This is a genomic window from Comamonas sp. lk (genome assembly GCF_900564145.1).
Lineage (GTDB): Bacteria > Pseudomonadota > Gammaproteobacteria > Burkholderiales > Burkholderiaceae_C > Comamonas.
In genome coordinates this window covers 361,882-376,274 of sequence record NZ_UOOB01000001.1, presented here as the reverse complement: position 1 = coordinate 376,274, position 14,393 = coordinate 361,882, and the positions used below count along the sequence as shown (strand labels likewise).

Here is a 14,393-nt window from a genome sequence, read left to right as displayed (position 1 = left end):
GCCTTTTCCTGTCTGAATCGGCTAGCTAGCCGGTGGGGCTATCTGGCCCTAACCCGCCATGGCCCGAATGCGGGCCTCACGTTGTGCCGGCGTTTCATTGAGCAGCTCCCTGATGACTTCCTGGCGCGTTTTTCCGGGGCCCTTGGCTGCAGGAAGCTGCACCTGGTAGTTGCCGTCGCCGTAGATCAGCAGACCTTGACGCATGGCAGCCTCAGTCTCCGCCCTGACCTGGGCGCGGGTCTTCTGGCTGATGAAATGCTGTGGATGCACCACGACGCCCTTTTCGGTGGTGGTCGCGTGCTCATAGGCCGCAGAAGCCATGCCAGGCAGACCCAGAGCCACAACCGCAGCAGCGTTGGCAAGCAGCAAAGAGATGGAGAGATGACGTTGGGACATGGTGCGACCTCCTGATTGAAGTTGATGAAACCTAGCTCTCTCATGCCTTGGCAGGTGAGGAGTAGATGGCTTCATCCTAGACAGCCGACCCCCACAGAATCAGGACAGCACGGTGATATTCCTGTCATCTTTCATGGCGCCGGCAAGCTCTAGGCTCGAGCATGAAAAAAGGCAGCGCCCCCCTGAAGAGAAAACGCTGCCTTTGGTCTGATTTTTTAATGTTTTCGGCCGTAGATGCAGATTGGATAAGCGCCAGATGCTCCTGTTTTAGAAGAACAGCATGCGTACCCAGGGTGCGGCCAGCACGTTCAGCGCGCCGGCAATCATCATCACCAGCGAGGCCATCACGGCCTGCACCTCGCCGGCCTGGCGGGCACGCGCTACGCCGCTGCCGTGGGCGGCGCCGCCCCAGCTGGCACCGGTGGCCAGTTTGCTGCGGATACGAGGCAGAAAACGCAGCACGGTCTGGCCCAGCAGCATGGCGCTGACGCCGGTGAGCAGCACGAACAGGGCCGCCAGATCGGTGGGGCCGCCCAGCACTTTTTCGGCCTCGATGGCAAACGGTGTGGTGATGGAACGCACGGCCAGGCCTTTTTGCAGCTCCTGCGAAAGACCCAACTCATGGGCCAGCAGCAAGGTGCTAGCTATCGAGACCACGCTGGCCACGATGACCCCGGTGGCAATCGACATCCAGTGCTTGCGCAGCAAGCTGCGATGCTCATAAAGCGGAAGCGCAAAGGCCACGGTGGTCGGGCCCAGCAGCCAGACCAGCCAATGGGTCTGGGCATAGTATTGCGGAAAGCTCACCTGGGTCAGCAGGGCCAGGCCTATCAAGACCGCAGGCGTGGCGATGATGGGCATGAGCAGCACATGGGGGTGCTGGCGGTACAGGCGCTTGTTGAGCGCATAGCAGGCCAGCGTTGCCACCAAGGCCAGCACGCCTATGACTTCATTGGAGAACATGCTCTTCAAGCCTTGCCGCCCGCATGCAGACGGCGGCTGGATTTTCGCCGCGCCAGCCACAGCTCCAGCCGGTAGACCCGGTCTACCGCCAGCGCCGTCACGGCCATCACGCAGGCGGTGCTGGCCACGATGACGGCCAGAATGCGCAGACCCTGGTGGCGAATCAGATCAGGGTATTCGGTCACCACCAGCATGGCCGGCACAAAGAACAGCAGCATCTCGGCCATCAGCCAGTTGGTTCCGCTCTGCAGCCATTGCAGCTTGATCAGCCCCGAGAACAGGCCCAGGGCCAGCAGCGCAAAACCCATCAGCCCGGCGGGCATGCTCCAGCCAAAGTGCTGACGCAGCGCATCCATGACGACCCAGATGGCGCTGAGCACCGCAATCTGAGCCACGACTTTGACTTTGGGCAGCAGGCTGGGCAGACGCAGTGCCGGGATTTGAGAAAACGAGGACATGCTGCAATCCTAGGGTTTTTACTCATATTCGTGAAATGAATTATTCTCATTTTTTCGATGCAAAAAAGGCATTCCCATGGACTTGCGGGCTCTGCGCTACTTTGTCGAGGTGGTGCGCCAGAACGGCTTCACCCGTGCCGCCGAGGTCTTGCATGTGACCCAGCCCACCATCAGCAAGATGGTCAGATCACTGGAAGACGAGCTGGGCGGCCCGCTGTTGCTGCGCGAAGGGCGCGGCGTGCAGCTGACCGATGCGGGCCGGGTGGTGTTCGAGCGCGGCGTGACGCTGCTCGAACAGGCCCAGCTGCTGCGCCAGGAAGTGGCCGAGGTGGACGGCATTGCGCGTGGCGAGCTGTCGGTAGGCATCATGCCCACGGCGGGCCACTATATGGCGCCGGTGATTGCGCTGTTCCAGCAACGCCACCCCGGCGTGCGTCTGCATGTGGACGAGCAAGGTGCCCGCGCCCAGCGCCAGCGCGTACTTGATGGCTCGCTGGACATGGCCCTGGGCCTGCTCGACGCGGCCGAGACAGGTGCCGATACCGGGCTGGAAAGCTATACCTTCGCCCGCCAGAAAACCCGCGTGGCCCTGGCCGCCCATCGCGTCGGCAACGCCGAACAGCCTTTGCGCTGGCAGGATTTGCGCGAGCTGCCCTTTGTGCTCTACACCAGCGACTTCGCCCTGCACAACGCCGTGCAGCAGCAGTGCGCGGCCGCTGGCTTCGAGCCCCGGGTACAGCTGCAGACGCGCTACTGGGATTTCATCGGCGATCTGGTGGCACAGGATGTGGGCGTGGCCGTGATGTTCGAACATGTGATCGCCAAATTCGATCCGCAACGCGTGGCCAGCCGTCCGCTGACCGAGCCGGAGCTGGCCTGGGATGTGGTGCTGCTATGGCGCTCAGGCCATATGTCGCGGGCGGCGCGGGCCTGGCTGGACTGCGTGCGCGAGATCTATCCCCAGCCGCTACAGGGCGCCGCCTTGCCCGACTATCAAAATACATAGCTGCCTGCGCTTTCCTCATATAGGCTACAGCCTGTTTGATTCCAATTCTGCTCTTCGGGCACAGCTTTGGCTCAGGCGCTAAGCTCGCGGCATGCCACGTCCCACCCCGCCCAGCCGCACCTTCAACCGCTCACCCAACCCGCGCAGCAGCGTCGTGCGCCAGAGCGCGCCCCGGCCCGAAGTCCCCAGACTGCTGTGCTTTCACAAGCCCTATGGCGTGCTCAGCCAGTTCACGCCCGAGGGCAAGTGGCAAGGGCTGAAGGACTGGATTGATGTGCCCGGCGTGTATGTGGCGGGCCGGCTGGACGCCGACAGCGAAGGCCTGCTGCTGCTGACCAATGACGGCCAGTTGCAGGCCCGCATTGCCGATCCGCGGCACAAGATGGAGAAGACTTACTGGGTGCAGGTGGAAGGCGTGCCCGACGCTGCCGCACTGCAGCACCTGCGCGATGGCGTGCAGCTCAATGACGGCCTGACCTTGCCCGCCAAGGCCCGCCTGCTCGATCCCCAGCCTCTGATGGCCGCACGCAAGCCGCCGATCCGCGTGCGCCAGAACATTCCCGACAGCTGGATTGAGCTGATCATTCGCGAAGGCAAGAACCGCCAGGTGCGGCGCATGACGGCTGCCGTGGGCCACCCCACGCTGCGCCTGGTACGGATGGCGATCGGCCCCTACTCGATTGAAGGACTGGAGCCTGGGCAGTGGGTGGATGCACTGCCGGACAGCGGCTCGACCAGCGACTCTTAACGCAAGGTATCGAGCTGCTCCAGCGCGTCCTCGTCTTCAGGCAGGAGTGCAGCCTGCCAGCGCGGCAGGCTCAACCAGGGGCGAAAGTGACGCCAGCCTATCTGCACCTCCTGCAGATTGCCCTGCAGCAAAGGCAGGACGGCAGCCAGCTCGGACTGACGGGTCTGTACGCAACCGCGCAGCGATGACATGGCTTGCTGGCCGCGGCCGAAAAAGCGCTGCCTGCCCAGCCATTCCGGTGACGGCAGGCATTGGGCGTAGGCCAGCTGCAAGCTGCCGGCCTCGGCCCCTTCCACCACGGAAACCAGGGCCTGCAGGTGCACATTGAGCTGCTCCTGCGGCATCAGCCCCGCCAGCTGCAGCTCCAGCGCACCCTCATGAAAACGATAGCGCGCAGGCAAGGCGGCGCTCAGGGTGTAGCTGCTGCCGCTGCGTGAACTGGCACGGTGGCTCAAGATGCGGCTGCCCTGCTCCAGCACGGGCCGGACCAGCTGCAGTGCGGCGCGCTGGTGCTCGGCATCGTTGCGTTTCAAGGAAATGCGCAGCTGCGTGCTGTCATAGCCGCGCCACTCCTCGCGCCAGACCATCCAGCCAGCGGTATGAGGGGCGAAAAAGATCAGCACGATCACCACGAGCATGGGCACAATGCCCGCCGCCAGCGACCAGCCCGCCTTGATGTCAGCTGCAGCCTGCGCATCCTTGCCCAGGCTGAGCAGATTGCCTGCCAGCTTGATCAGCGCCGCAAGGCTGATGACCAGCGCGATGCCAGCACCCAGCGAGAGTTGCTCGGGCGAGAACATGCGCTGCGGCAGATGGACCAGGGTGGTCAGCATGATGACGCAGCCCAGCAGCACCACCAGGGTCGAGAGCACATAAAACAGGGCCGGATGCTTCTGCGCCTCTTGCTGCAGATCCAGCGCCGGGTTCAGCTCCAATGCATGCTGCAACTGCCTTCTGCGCCACCAGCGCAACGGCAGCCAAAGCAAGGCGCTTGCCAGCAGACCGACCAGGATGGAGATCAGCACCGCCGAAAACGCCCAAAGAAACACCAAGCCCATCAACACCATCATCAAGCCAACCAGCCACATCATCCCTCGTCACTCCCTATGTCATTGATAGCAGCTGGCGATTGGCGCATGCTGGCTACCGCCTGGTTTTACCTTAAAAAGAAAACGCGCTTGCTGCTCAGGCAGACAAGCGCGTCGAGAGGAATGACAGTGCTTTAAGCGCAGGTCTTGTTGTTGGCGCCGTGCATGCCTGCGGCCTTGGCTTCGGCTTCCGTCATATATTTGCCGTTCTTGGTCGTGCCATAAAAGCGGCTGCCCTGGCAGTGGTAAATCTTGCTGTCCTCATTGGCCCAGACCTTGCCGGCACCGCCGCCTGCTGCAGCCGTTTTTGCCGTCTTGGCCGCTGGTGCCGGCGTCGCGGCGGCTGCCGCTGCTGCGGGCTTTCCGGCCGCTGCAGGTGCCGATGCCGGTGCGGCCTTGGTCGCTGGCATGGCAGCGGCTGCAGGCGGCGTCTTGGCCGCAGGCGCGGGGGCCGTCTTGGCTGCCGGTGCGGTAGCGGGCGCCGCCGGTGTCTGGGCGAAGCTGGTCAAGGAACTGCCCATCAAGGCTGCAGCCAGCCACAAAGTCCATGTGTTGCGCATCAATGCACTCCCGGTTTGGTGGAATGCCGCGCCAGACCTGGCGCGGCCGCTGACATGCTGCGCCAGCCTGCTTCAATCCGCAAGAGTGCCAGCGTCAAAAAGTGTCTGACAGCGTGGGGTAGAGCTGCTGCATCACCACCTGCAGCCCGCGCTGCAACAGCTGCTCCACATCGGTCTGGACTGCGCCGGCATCGGCCGACGCATCGGCAGCACGCAAGCTGTCCCACAGCTGTGACCATTCCTCGCCTTGCGCCTGCATGGCAGTCTGCACGGCCTCGCTCCATGGCTGCGGAGCCGCAGGGCTGGTGTAACGGCCGCGACCGCGTCCGAAGTGGGAGATGAGCAGATACTTGAGCAGCACCTGGGCCGCCAGGGCGTTCAGATAGTCGCTCGAGAGCTGAAAAGTCTGCGCCTGCTGGTCAAACATCTTGTTCGCACCCCAGGCCGCGCCCGCAAACGTGGCCGCACCCACCAGAGCCCCCAGCAAGGCACCCGTGCCCAGCGTGAGGCCGCCGGCCACCAGATCCGCACCCAGGCCGGTGGCAGCACCCGCCGTCAGCGCCCCCCAGAGGCTGGCGGCCTGGGGATCGAGCGGCGTGCTCACCTTGAGCTGGTTTTGCAGCTGCTCCTCGATCTGGCTGGCGGCCTTGCCGTCCAGCTGATGGATCTCCAGCAAGCGCTGCGTGGTCTGCATATCGGCCTGGCGCAGCGTCTGCATCAGCCGCTGCACGGCGGCCCTGGCCTGCGGCTCCAGAGTCTCGGCATCACCCTGGCTCTTGCCCAGCTTGGCGGTGAGGCTGCTCAGGCTGTGCCAGGCACGCGCCAGCAGCTTGCCCTGGGCCGGGTCCATGCGCTCCTGCAAGCGGGCCGAGGCGATCAGCTGCTCGGCCATGGCCTGCAGGCTTTGCGCCTGCCGCTGCGCCTGGCGCTGGGCACGCTCTTGCAGCAGGCGCTCGTATGCAGCCTGCTTGGCCTGCGGCAGCAGCGGGGCAATGCTTTGCATCATCCGGCGCTCATGCCACCAGCTGCGGGTGAAGGCATCGAGCACCAGCACGTCCTGCACAGTGTCCTTGAAGGCGGCCGTGGCCTGCTTCCAGCGCAGCAGATCGTCGGCGGTCTGCTGCTGCGTGGTGTCGCTGCCGATCTGGTTGAGCAAGACGATGACGGGCTTGCCCAGCCAGCGCAAGATGCTCATCTCCGCACTCCAGTAACCGGCATCGGCCGGGTCTTCGGCGGCGTTGACCAGATAGAGCATCACATCGGCATGATCGCGCGCGGCCAGCAGGGCGCGCTGGCTCAGGAAAAACGGTTTGTCGCGCCAGCGATCCCAGACATTGCTGAGAAACCAGCCCAGGGGATTGCCCTGCTGCCGCAGGCGCTCATACAGGCGCACGGAATCGCCAAAGCCCGGCGTATCCCACAGCCACAGCTCATCGCCTTGCTGCGTTTTCTGCAGCAAATAGCGCTGCGACTGGGTGGTGACATGGGCTCCGTCCTCGATCTCGCCCACGTCGTCGGAAACCAGGGTACGGGTCAGCGTGGTCTTGCCGATATTGGTGTGCGACAGCAGACACCATTGAATGCTTTGCTCGGGGTCTGTGGCCAGAGCCACGGCGGTATTTTCTGTGGACATATTCAGTTTCCGGCGGCGGGAATCAGCGTGACATGCAGGCCTGCGCGGCGTACAAAGTCCTGCCACAGATGCTCACGCTCCTGCACTCGGCCTGGTGCGCCGGTGTTGCGGGCACGAAAGTCCTGCGCCCACAGCCAGACGTCCGTCTGTGCCCCCCAGTAATGCAAGACCTGGCCGAGCAGGGCGCCGTGAATCTCCGCCTCGGGCGTGGCGGCCAGATTGAGCAGCAGCACTTGCTGGCCTGTACCATCCAGCGCCTGCGGCAAAGGCGAGCCATAGGCCAGCGCAGGCAGCAGCGTCAGCTGCGCGCCGGCGCCATAGCTTTGCACCACATGGTTGCGCAACACGGCTTCGCGTTCGGGGGTGAGGTCCAGACTATAGGGCTGCACCAGCAGCTGCGTGGCCCGGCCCGCCCAGTCGCGCTGCAGTTTTTGAAAATACGGCTGCTGCAAAGGCAGGGCCATATGACGTTTCATCCAGCCCAAGCGCACGCCCTGCCACAGCGCCAGCAACAGACGCGGCCCTATCACCGTGATGCACAGCAGCAAGGTATAGAGCTGCACCCAGCGCTCGCCCACCGTGGGGCGCTCCAGCCACTGAACGAGGCCCGCCGCCACCTCGGGTGTGCCGCTGGGCACCCAGCCTTGCAGGGCACGGATTTCTTCCAGACTCCAGGGGGGGGCGCCCACCAGCCAGTGAACCGGGGCAAACAGAATGTTGAGACAGGTCTGAACGGCCGCAGGCGAGAGAAACGTGCTCTCCCAGCCCACCTGATACTCGCGGGTCAGTCCCGTGATCCACAGCGACGCCAGCGCGCCCAGCGCCAGCATGGCCGCGCCCAGATGCAGGCACAGCAGCCATTGCGCATGGCGCTGGCGGCGGCTGATCTGCCACCAGTTGCGCTCAAAGGTCAGCGCCAGCTTGCGCAGGCCGGTACCGGCCGTCAGCTGTGCGCGCCTGGCAGCCAGCTTTTGCAGCCAGCCGCTGGGGGCCCTTGCCGCCTCGCCCGCGTTGGCGGCATGGGCCTGTGTAGGCGCCAGCGGCAGCAGCACCTCGGGCTTGCGCCTCACCAGCGCCCGCAGGCCTCCGACGATCAGCAGCCCATAGACCAGCAGATTCCACAACACAATGCCTACCAGCGAAAGCGAGAGCAGATCGACCCGGTGCGGATCGGTGATGGCATGGCCCAGATAGCCCAGCACCAGCGCCGCCGCCAGAATGCCGATGACCGCCCAACGCGATACACCGGCCGAGCGCAGCCACAGCGCACGGATGTCGGCAGGCAGTTGCGCATTGGCAATGATGCGTTTGGCGCGCTCCTGTAGAAATGCGGCAAAGGCGGTGCTGCCATCGCCACTCTTGCCCAGGGCATGCAGACTCTCTTGCGTGATGGCATTGCAGCGCGCGGCCGTGGGCAGACTCTCATGGGGCGCTGCAGTCTCTATGGCATGCGCAAAGACAATGTCGCGGACGGTTCTGGCTTTCATGGCCTTATTGTGTTGCAGGCCGCCGCGGACGGCCAAAAATACCAAAACAATAGCTGTAAACGCTTGTGATATGTAGGCTGGCGTCCATTTCTGCTCTGACAGGCTCGGGCTTGTCTGCATCGGCAGCGCACAGCGGCTGTGATATGAAGACGGTCTCAGAACCATGACACCAGGAGACAAGCAATGAGCAAAAATCCCGCGGCCATGCCGGACGCCAACGGTTTTTTCGGCCCCTACGGTGGTCAGCTGGTACCGCCCGATCTGAAAAAGTGCATGGATGAAATCTCGCAGGCCTATGACGAGATCGTCAAGCGCCAGGACTTTCAGGACGAGCTGGCCGCCCTGTTTGCCGACTATGTGGGGCGCCCCAGCCCGATTTTTCACGCCAAGCGCCTGTCGGATCAATTGGGCGGCGCGCAGATTCACCTCAAGCGTGAAGACCTGAACCACACCGGTGCGCACAAGATCAATCACTGCCTGGGCGAGGCCTTGCTGGCCAAGTTCATGGGCAAGAAAAAAGTGATTGCCGAAACCGGAGCCGGCCAGCACGGCGTGGCTCTGGCCACGGCCTGCGCTCTGGTGGGTATTCCCTGTGAGATTCACATGGGCCAGGTGGACATAGAGAAAGAGCACCCCAACGTCACCAAGATGCGCATTCTGGGCTGCACCCTGGTGCCCGTCACGCGCGGCGCTGCCACTTTGAAGGAAGCGGTGGACAGCGCTTTCGAGGTCTATCTGCAAGACCCCGTGAACACCATCTATGCCATTGGCTCGGTGGTCGGCCCCCACCCCTTCCCCATGATGGTGCGCGACTTCCAGTCCATCGTGGGTCGCGAGGCCCGCGAGCAATTCCAGCACAAGCACGGCAAGCTGCCCGAGCATGTGGCCGCCTGCGTGGGCGGCGGCAGCAACGCCATGGGCATCTTCACGGCCTTTCTGAACGATGCCTCCGTGCACCTGGTGGGCGTGGAGCCTGCAGGCGAAGGCATTGACAAGCCCGGCCGCCATGCCGCCACCCTCTCGGTGGGCAAGCCCGGCGAGATTCACGGCATGAAGTGCTATGTGCTGGAAAACGCCGACGGCACGCCCGCCGCCGTGCACAGCATTGCCTCGGGCCTGGACTACCCCGGCGTGGGCCCGCAGCACAGCTATCTGAAGGATCTGGGCCGGGTGGACTACCAATCGGTGGACGACAAGGCCTGCCTTGACGCCTTCATGACGCTGTCGCGCGTGGAAGGCATCATCCCCGCACTGGAGAGCGCCCATGCCGTGGCCTGGGCCATACGTGAGGCACCCAAGCTGGGCCGCGACCAGCACATTCTGGTCAACCTCTCGGGTCGCGGCGACAAGGACGCGGATTACGTGGCCAAGAAGCTGGGGCTGTAATCACAATCTTCAAAGTCTGCGCAATGCGCCGAGAGACTCGCTCAATGAAAAGCGGTAGCTCGGCGCTCTTGTCACCTCCACGCCGCCCGGCAGCCACCTGACCCGGGCGATGAGCAAGCCCCTGCGGGGCCATCCATGCTCTGACACCGCAGATTCGCGCCAGCCGTATGACACGCTGGCGCTGCTCTTGCGTGGTCATGGGTGCGGGAATCCTTACAGACTAACGAGGCCGATGCGCAACAGTCCATGCGCTGCACGCTCGCGCCGCCATCCTTCCTCCACGCCCCCAAACCGGGCCAGGCTCAGACACTTGCCCCAGCATCCACCGATCTGAGCCGGCGAAACCTGGCTTCAAGCGGATTTTTGCAACAGCGTCATGACAAAACATGAGCGCTTGATTTTCGGTATCAGACGTGGACTGTCCATATAATTTTGCACTTTAATCGTCGGGGTGGGAAAAGGTGGCTATCGTTGGCATGTGCGATGCTTCCGATTCGATATTTAAGGATTTGCTATGGATAGACTGGGTGAAGAATTACAAGATTTCATGAATGGAATCGCAGCCAGCGTGGCTTTGATTCGCGTGAATGAAGAGGGTTTGGCCGTCAGCTCTTGCAACGAAATATTCTTCGACATGATGGGGGCTAAAAGAAACTCCATTCACCGCTATCCATTTTCGCTAGAAACAATCGTTCCCAATTATGCAAGACGAGAACTGCGTTTAGCAGTTATCAATTGCCTGGCAGATGGTGTTTCTCATGAATTGGAGCAAGCCTATGATTTGAAAGATGGAACGCACTGGTGGCGTCTGTCTTTGAAACCTTTCAAGAAATCAGCCAACTCCGAAACGGCCGAAGGGGTTTTTCTCACCGGAATTGAAATCACCAAGAAAATGCTGTTGATGCATGATCTTGAAGTCAGCACATCACGTTTCCGTTCGGTTGTGGATGCCGCATACGACGCCATCATCACCATCGATCAGCAGCATCACATCACCTTGTTCAATCGGGCTGCGGAAGGCTTGTTCGGCTACGACCAGGAAGAAATGCTGGACCAGCCGCTGGAAGTATTGCTTCCTCCTGCGGCCCGCGAAGGTCACCGGGGATATGTGCATCAGTTTGCGCGTTCTCCGGTGCGTTCCAGACAAATGGACGAGCGAAACCGGATTTACGGACTTCATAAGGACGGAAGCCGTATCCCGGTAGAAATTGCCATCTCTAAGATTACCGTGAATGGACTGGTGGAATTCACCGCGATTATCAGAGACATCACGGACAAGGTCCATTTGGTCGATCTTCTGCACCGTCAGGCGGCGGTCGATGATTTAACCGGACTGCCTAATCGCCGCGAATTCAATGATGTGGCCAGGAGCTTGTTTGAAACAGAAAATCCGCTCTCCATACTGATGATGGATCTGGATAATTTCAAACTGGTCAATGACACTTATGGTCATGAGGGCGGAGACGATGTGCTGAAAGCCTTTGCATCCATCGCCCGCGAGACGATAGGAAAAGAGCATATTGTTGCCAGGCTCGGTGGCGAAGAATTTGTGGCCTGCCTGATTAATACCGATAAAGAAGAGGCGCTGGAAATAGCTGAAAATTTGAGAAAGAAAATCTCTGACAGAGATTTTTCCTATTCTTGGCCAGAAGACAGAGCCATCCCCTTTACCTTGAGCATAGGCGTGGCCGTGAAAGGCGCCAAAGACAGAGAGATGTCAAATTTGCTCAGAAGAGCCGATGAAGGGCTGTATTTGGCCAAAGAGAACGGCCGCAACCGAGTCGAGGCGATTGGCTGATCTGGCCCGAGCTCAGACGGCTGCCATTGCATAAAGCCGTCTGAGATCAGAGCAAATCAGGCTTGCAGCCTCATGACTGCAAGAAAAATCAAGCCAGATTCGGGGCTAGATACCTGCGCAGCTCCTCGATATCCATACCTCGACGCGCAGCCATATCGGCCAACTGGTCTTCGCCGATTTCGCCCACGTTGAAGTATGTGGCTTCGGGGTAGCCGATGTAAAAGCCGCTGACGCTGGAGGCGGGGTTCATGGCCAGGCTTTCGGTCAGCGTCATGCCGACTTCCTCGGCCTGCAGCGTCTTGAACAGGTCCCACTTGGCCGTATGGTCGGGGCAGGCCGGATAGCCTGGCGCAGGACGAATGCCTTTGTATTCTTCCTTGATCAGCGCTTCGTTGCTCAGTGTTTCATCCTCGGCATAGCCCCACAAATCCTTGCGCACGCGCTGATGCAGGCATTCGGCAAAAGCTTCGGCCAGACGGTCGGCCAAGGCCTTGAACATGATGCCGCTGTAGTCGTCCAGCGCGGCTTCAAATTCCTTGTCCTTTTTCTCGGCACCGATACCGGCCGTGACGGCGAACAGACCCGCATAGTCGGCAATGCCCGATTCCTTGGTGGCCACAAAATCAGACAGGCAGCGGCTGGGGCGCATCACGGGCCGGCCATCCGGGCCGTCAATCGCCTGCTTTTCGGTTTGCTGGCGCATGCCATACCAGGTCATCAGCACCTGGCTGCGCGACTCGTCGGTGTAGAACTCGATGTCGTCGCCCACGCGGTTGGCGGGGAACAGGCCCATCACGCCATTGGCTTGCAGCCAGCGGCCTTCGATGATTTTCTTGAGCATGGCCTGGGCATCGGCCTGCACCTTGCGCGCTTCCACGCCCACGATTTCGTCGTCGAGGATGGCGGGATAGGCACCTGCCAGGTCCCAGGTCTGGAAGAACGGACCCCAGTCGATGAACTGGGCAATCTCGGCCAAGTCAAAGTTCTTGAACACGCGGCGGCCCTGGGCACGCGGTGCCACGGGCCGGTGGGCGGCAAAGTCCACGGGCGTGGCATTGGCGCGGGCCTTTTCCAAAGGCCACAGCGGCGTCTTCTTCTTGTTGGCGTGCTGGGTGCGCACCTTGTCGTAGTCGGCCTGCACTTCCTGCAGATAGGCCTCCTTGTTCTCGCCCAGCAGGCTTTGCGCCACGCTCACGCTGCGCGAGGCATCGGGCACATACAGCACCGGGCCTTCGTACTTGGGCGCAATCTTCACGGCGGTGTGCACGCGCGAGCAGGTGGCGCCGCCGATCAGCAGCGGAATCTTCTTGATGCGGAAATAGTCGTCCTTGTGCATCTCGCCTGCCACGTACTGCATCTCTTCCAGGCTGGGCGTGATCAGGCCCGACAGGCCGATGATGTCCGCGCCTTCGGCCTTGGCTCGCGCCAGGATTTCGTGGCAGGGCACCATCACGCCCATGTTGATGACTTCGAAGTTGTTGCACTGCAAGACCACGGTGACGATGTTCTTGCCGATATCGTGCACATCGCCCTTGACGGTGGCGATCACGATCTTGCCGCGGCTGCTCACGTCCATGCCGGCAGCTTCCTGCTGGCGTTTTTCTTCCTCGATATAGGGCACGAGGTGGGCCACGGCCTGCTTCATCACGCGGGCCGATTTCACCACCTGGGGCAGGAACATCTTGCCGGCGCCAAACAGGTCGCCGACCACGTTCATGCCGTCCATCAACGGGCCTTCGATCACATGCAGCGGACGGCCGCCACCCTGGATCACGATGGCCTGATAAGCCTCTTCCGTGTCTTCGGTGATGAAGTCGGTGATGCCGTGCACCAGAGCGTGCGACAGGCGCTCACCCACGGTTCTGGGGTGCTCGGGCGTGCCGCGCCATTCCAGCTTCTTGCTTTCGTCCTTGGCGCCGCTCTTGGCGCTGTCGGCCACTTCCACCAGACGCTCGCCGGCGTCGGGGCGGCGATTGAGCACCACGTCTTCCACGCGCTCGCGCAGCACCGGCTCCAGGTCGTCATACACGCCCACCATGCCGGCGTTGACGATGCCCATGTCCATGCCGGCCTTGATGGCGTGGTACAGGAACACGGTGTGGATCGCTTCGCGCACCGGGTCGTTGCCGCGGAAGGAGAAGCTCACATTGGACACGCCGCCGGACACCTTGGCACCCGGCAGGTTCTGCTTGATCCAGCGCGTGGCTTCGATGAAGTCCACGCCGTAGTTGTTGTGCTCTTCGATGCCGGTGGCCACGGCAAAGATATTGGGGTCGAAGATGATGTCCTCGGGGGCAAAACCCACTTCGTCCACCAGGATGCGGTAAGCACGCTCGCAGATCTCGATCTTGCGCTCGAAGGTGTCGGCCTGGCCTTTCTCGTCAAAGGCCATCACCACGGCGGCAGCGCCATAGCGCTTGACGAGTTTGGCGTGCTTCTTGAACTCGTCAACGCCCTCTTTCATCGAGATGGAATTGACGATGCCCTTGCCCTGGATGCAGCGCAGACCGGCTTCGATCACCTCCCACTTGGAGCTGTCCACCATGATGGGCACGCGGGCGATATCGGGCTCGGAGGCGATCAGGTTCAGAAAGCGCACCATGGCGGCCTTGCTGTCCAGCATGGCCTCGTCCATGTTCACGTCGATCACCTGAGCGCCGTTTTCCACCTGCTGGCGGGCCACGGCCAGCGCTTCTTCGTACTGCTCGTTGAGAATCAGGCGCGCAAAGGCTTTGGAGCCGGTGACGTTGGTGCGCTCGCCCACGTTGACGAACAGCGTGTCTTCGCCGATGAACACGGGCTCCAGGCCCGACAGGCGCATGGGGGGCACGGAAGAAATAGCAGTGGCGGGGATTGCAGCAGACATCATG

The 14,393-nt window shown here is 62.0% G+C and carries 12 protein-coding genes; 4 read left to right on the top strand and 8 right to left on the bottom strand.

The features are described 5' to 3' along the window. Positions 1–48: 48 nt before the first annotated feature. The 3 genes from EAO39_RS01685 to EAO39_RS01675 all read right to left on the bottom strand — a co-directional run bounded on the left by EAO39_RS01685 (position 49) and on the right by EAO39_RS01675 (position 1,817). A complete protein-coding gene (locus tag EAO39_RS01685) occupies positions 49–396 on the bottom strand; it encodes a DUF4148 domain-containing protein (protein ID WP_120965643.1) in 348 nt (115 codons plus the stop codon). Positions 397–663: 267 nt separating this feature from the next. Then, entirely contained in the window at positions 664–1,359 is a 696-nt protein-coding gene (locus tag EAO39_RS01680) for an LrgB family protein (protein ID WP_120965641.1), read from the bottom strand. Between the two features lie 5 nt (positions 1,360–1,364). Then, positions 1,365–1,817, bottom strand: a complete 453-nt coding sequence (locus EAO39_RS01675; protein WP_120965639.1) for a CidA/LrgA family protein — start codon at positions 1,815–1,817, stop codon at positions 1,365–1,367. 76 nt (positions 1,818–1,893) lie between these two features. Between EAO39_RS01675 and EAO39_RS01670 the strand changes: the two genes are divergently transcribed. After that, positions 1,894–2,823: a LysR substrate-binding domain-containing protein gene (locus EAO39_RS01670; RefSeq protein WP_120965637.1), complete on the top strand. Its 930-nt coding sequence runs from the start codon at positions 1,894–1,896 to the stop codon at positions 2,821–2,823. Between the two features lie 91 nt (positions 2,824–2,914). Beyond that, a complete protein-coding gene (locus tag EAO39_RS01665) occupies positions 2,915–3,571 on the top strand; it encodes a pseudouridine synthase (RefSeq protein ID WP_120965635.1) in 657 nt (218 codons plus the stop codon). On the opposite strand, the gene EAO39_RS01660 is transcribed toward EAO39_RS01665, so the two are convergent. The 4 genes from EAO39_RS01660 to EAO39_RS01645 form a co-directional block, all read right to left on the bottom strand. After that, the gene (locus tag EAO39_RS01660; RefSeq protein WP_120965633.1) at positions 3,568–4,662 is read right to left on the bottom strand and encodes a hypothetical protein; all 1,095 of its coding nucleotides are present in this window, start codon (positions 4,660–4,662) and stop codon (positions 3,568–3,570) included. The genes EAO39_RS01665 and EAO39_RS01660 overlap by 4 nt on opposite strands. Positions 4,663–4,793: 131 nt before the next feature. Next, complete coding sequence (locus EAO39_RS01655; RefSeq protein WP_205589332.1) at positions 4,794–5,219, bottom strand: signal protein; 426 nt, start codon at positions 5,217–5,219, stop codon at positions 4,794–4,796. Positions 5,220–5,313: 94 nt separating this feature from the next. Next, positions 5,314–6,852, bottom strand: a complete 1,539-nt coding sequence (locus tag EAO39_RS01650; protein WP_120965631.1) for a DUF3482 domain-containing protein — start codon at positions 6,850–6,852, stop codon at positions 5,314–5,316. A 2-nt stretch (positions 6,853–6,854) separates the two neighbouring features. After that, on the bottom strand, positions 6,855–8,339 hold the full coding sequence (locus EAO39_RS01645) for a DUF2868 domain-containing protein (RefSeq protein WP_120965628.1): 1,485 nt from the start codon (positions 8,337–8,339) through the stop codon (positions 6,855–6,857). A gap of 183 nt (positions 8,340–8,522) precedes the next feature. Here EAO39_RS01645 and trpB point away from each other — a divergent pair, with 183 nt between their 5' ends. Continuing rightward, a complete protein-coding gene (gene trpB / locus EAO39_RS01640) occupies positions 8,523–9,725 on the top strand; it encodes a tryptophan synthase subunit beta (protein ID WP_120965626.1) in 1,203 nt (400 codons plus the stop codon). 514 nt (positions 9,726–10,239) lie between these two features. Continuing rightward, positions 10,240–11,523 carry a sensor domain-containing diguanylate cyclase gene (locus tag EAO39_RS01635; protein WP_120965625.1) on the top strand — a complete coding sequence of 428 codons (1,284 nt, stop codon included), beginning with the start codon at positions 10,240–10,242 and terminating at the stop codon, positions 11,521–11,523. Positions 11,524–11,611: 88 nt separating this feature from the next. Here the strand turns inward: EAO39_RS01635 and metH are convergent, their stop codons facing one another. Beyond that, positions 11,612–14,389 carry a methionine synthase gene (metH, locus tag EAO39_RS01630; protein WP_120970570.1) on the bottom strand — a complete coding sequence of 926 codons (2,778 nt, stop codon included), beginning with the start codon at positions 14,387–14,389 and terminating at the stop codon, positions 11,612–11,614. Positions 14,390–14,393: the final 4 nt, after the last annotated feature.

What these genes read in the sequence shown, in the direction of transcription:
- EAO39_RS01685 (WP_120965643.1), bottom strand. Translation starts at nt 396, where the DNA reads ATGTCCCAACGTCATCTCTCCATCTCTTTGCTGCTTGCCAACGCTGCT.
- EAO39_RS01680 (WP_120965641.1), bottom strand. Translation starts at nt 1,359, where the DNA reads ATGTTCTCCAATGAAGTCATAGGCGTGCTGGCCTTGGTGGCAACGCTG.
- EAO39_RS01675 (WP_120965639.1), bottom strand. Translation starts at nt 1,817, where the DNA reads ATGTCCTCGTTTTCTCAAATCCCGGCACTGCGTCTGCCCAGCCTGCTG.
- EAO39_RS01670 (WP_120965637.1), top strand. Translation starts at nt 1,894, where the DNA reads ATGGACTTGCGGGCTCTGCGCTACTTTGTCGAGGTGGTGCGCCAGAAC.
- EAO39_RS01665 (WP_120965635.1), top strand. Translation starts at nt 2,915, where the DNA reads ATGCCACGTCCCACCCCGCCCAGCCGCACCTTCAACCGCTCACCCAAC.
- EAO39_RS01660 (WP_120965633.1), bottom strand. Translation starts at nt 4,662, where the DNA reads ATGATGTGGCTGGTTGGCTTGATGATGGTGTTGATGGGCTTGGTGTTT.
- EAO39_RS01655 (WP_205589332.1), bottom strand. Translation starts at nt 5,219, where the DNA reads ATGCGCAACACATGGACTTTGTGGCTGGCTGCAGCCTTGATGGGCAGT.
- EAO39_RS01650 (WP_120965631.1), bottom strand. Translation starts at nt 6,852, where the DNA reads ATGTCCACAGAAAATACCGCCGTGGCTCTGGCCACAGACCCCGAGCAA.
- EAO39_RS01645 (WP_120965628.1), bottom strand. Translation starts at nt 8,339, where the DNA reads ATGAAAGCCAGAACCGTCCGCGACATTGTCTTTGCGCATGCCATAGAG.
- trpB (WP_120965626.1), top strand. Translation starts at nt 8,523, where the DNA reads ATGAGCAAAAATCCCGCGGCCATGCCGGACGCCAACGGTTTTTTCGGC.
- EAO39_RS01635 (WP_120965625.1), top strand. Translation starts at nt 10,240, where the DNA reads ATGGATAGACTGGGTGAAGAATTACAAGATTTCATGAATGGAATCGCA.
- metH (WP_120970570.1), bottom strand. Translation starts at nt 14,389, where the DNA reads ATGTCTGCTGCAATCCCCGCCACTGCTATTTCTTCCGTGCCCCCCATG.